At 51.7% G+C, this 1,292-nt stretch carries 4 protein-coding genes; all 4 read right to left on the reverse strand.

The window, feature by feature from the left end:
• The coding region (locus H8S45_RS15740) for a hypothetical protein (RefSeq protein ID WP_186950577.1) at positions 1-287 on the reverse strand (287 nt) is incomplete at its 3' end.
• A complete protein-coding gene (locus tag H8S45_RS15745) occupies positions 284-757 on the reverse strand; it encodes a hypothetical protein (protein ID WP_054328566.1) in 474 nt (157 codons plus the stop codon). The genes H8S45_RS15745 and H8S45_RS15740, both read right to left, overlap by 4 nt.
• Positions 757-993, reverse strand: coding sequence for a hypothetical protein (locus tag H8S45_RS15750; RefSeq protein ID WP_054328567.1), 237 nt, complete (start codon positions 991-993; stop codon positions 757-759). Before H8S45_RS15750 ends, H8S45_RS15745 begins: the two co-directional genes overlap by 1 nt.
• Positions 993-1,262, reverse strand: a complete 270-nt coding sequence (locus H8S45_RS15755; RefSeq protein WP_186950579.1) for a hypothetical protein — start codon at positions 1,260-1,262, stop codon at positions 993-995. Before H8S45_RS15755 ends, H8S45_RS15750 begins: the two co-directional genes overlap by 1 nt.
• Between the last annotated feature and the right edge of the window lie 30 nt (positions 1,263-1,292).

The raw sequence follows: 1,292 nt of genomic DNA on the forward strand, positions 1-1,292 counted from the left end.
CACGGCAACACCACGCACCGCCCCTCCCTGTCCGCCTGGGCCAGCTCGTGGAGGCGGTCAGGTGTTATACCAAGGGCTTGTCCGGCCAGTTTTAAAACAGCAGCTTCATTAAATGCCCGCTTGATGTCCTCCGGCTCCAGGCCCGTGTCCTCGTAGGCGGCGAGGCGGTCAATGTCTTTCCCGCTCATCCTGATTTCTCTCGTACCAGAATGGAATACTGCCGCCACATTGGCCCCATTGATGTACCATCCATCCTTGTCAATGTGTGTTGCTCTCTCTATGTTCACCCCTCCTTTGGGCCGCGCCATTGCGGGAGGCACTGTTTTGTCCCTCCCCTTACATGGCACTGGCCGTTTTTGCAGAATTGGCAAGTGTCTAAATTATCACCGCGATAGGCCATAACGCTTTCCAGATCGCTTGCCGCCGCATCCTTCTCCCGCTTTACCTGCTCCAGCTCCTTGTATACGGCAGTAATCCCAACATCCCCGCCATACATATCCCACTGGGCGCGCAAATCATCCAGCTCGGCCTCTTGTTCTTGCAAAAACAAGTTTCTCCTATCAAGTTCTTTCGCCTGTTGAAATACTAAATTCACCTTGCGTTTTAGCTCGTCCCGCAACCTCTCGTTTTCGGTCTGGAGCGCAGAGAGGGCGGCTGCGGCATCCAGCAAAAAAGGCTTTGCATGGCAGCCGTAATTTGTTCGGTCGCAGTGATCTGCCCACCAACGCAGCTGCTCAATCAGCTTCTCAATATCCATCAGGTTTCCTCCTTTTGCATATCTGCAAGGATTTCCACCTTGCGTCGCATACACCACGCAAACACAGGAAACTGGAATGCCTCCCCCTGTGTAGAACACTGAGAAAGGAAACCACACTTATCACAATGCCCGTATACAATAGCTTGTGAGATTGCCAGTCCCTCTGCTTGTTTTTCCGGCGTATACTGTCGGTCAAACATAGTGATATGCTTTATATTTGTCCCAGAAATGTCCATCAGGTGTCCTCCTCTCCCTCCGGTGGGCGGCGGTAGTAATCTTCGTTTTCTTTCGACCGAATGCACCATGCGCACGGCGAATAGTCGTCATTTTTGATGTAATAGCATCCCTCGCACGTCAGCGCCTCGTTCTGCGGGGTGATTGTGGGCGCTTGAACCACTCTCTGCATCACCCGCCGCAGGATAGATTTTTCCTTTTCATCTTCGGTGTCATTGTACCAAGACACGAGATCATTGTTTAGTGTATATGCATCAATCGCCCTTGCCATCTTTCAGCACTTCCATTCTTTCTTTAGTTG

The sequence above is a fragment of the Agathobaculum faecis genome (genome assembly GCF_014287995.1).
Taxonomy (GTDB): Bacteria; Bacillota; Clostridia; order Oscillospirales; family Butyricicoccaceae; genus Agathobaculum; species Agathobaculum ammoniilyticum.

What these genes read in the sequence shown, in the direction of transcription:
- H8S45_RS15745 (WP_054328566.1), bottom strand. Translation starts at nt 757, where the DNA reads ATGGATATTGAGAAGCTGATTGAGCAGCTGCGTTGGTGGGCAGATCAC.
- H8S45_RS15750 (WP_054328567.1), bottom strand. Translation starts at nt 993, where the DNA reads ATGGACATTTCTGGGACAAATATAAAGCATATCACTATGTTTGACCGA.
- H8S45_RS15755 (WP_186950579.1), bottom strand. Translation starts at nt 1,262, where the DNA reads ATGGCAAGGGCGATTGATGCATATACACTAAACAATGATCTCGTGTCT.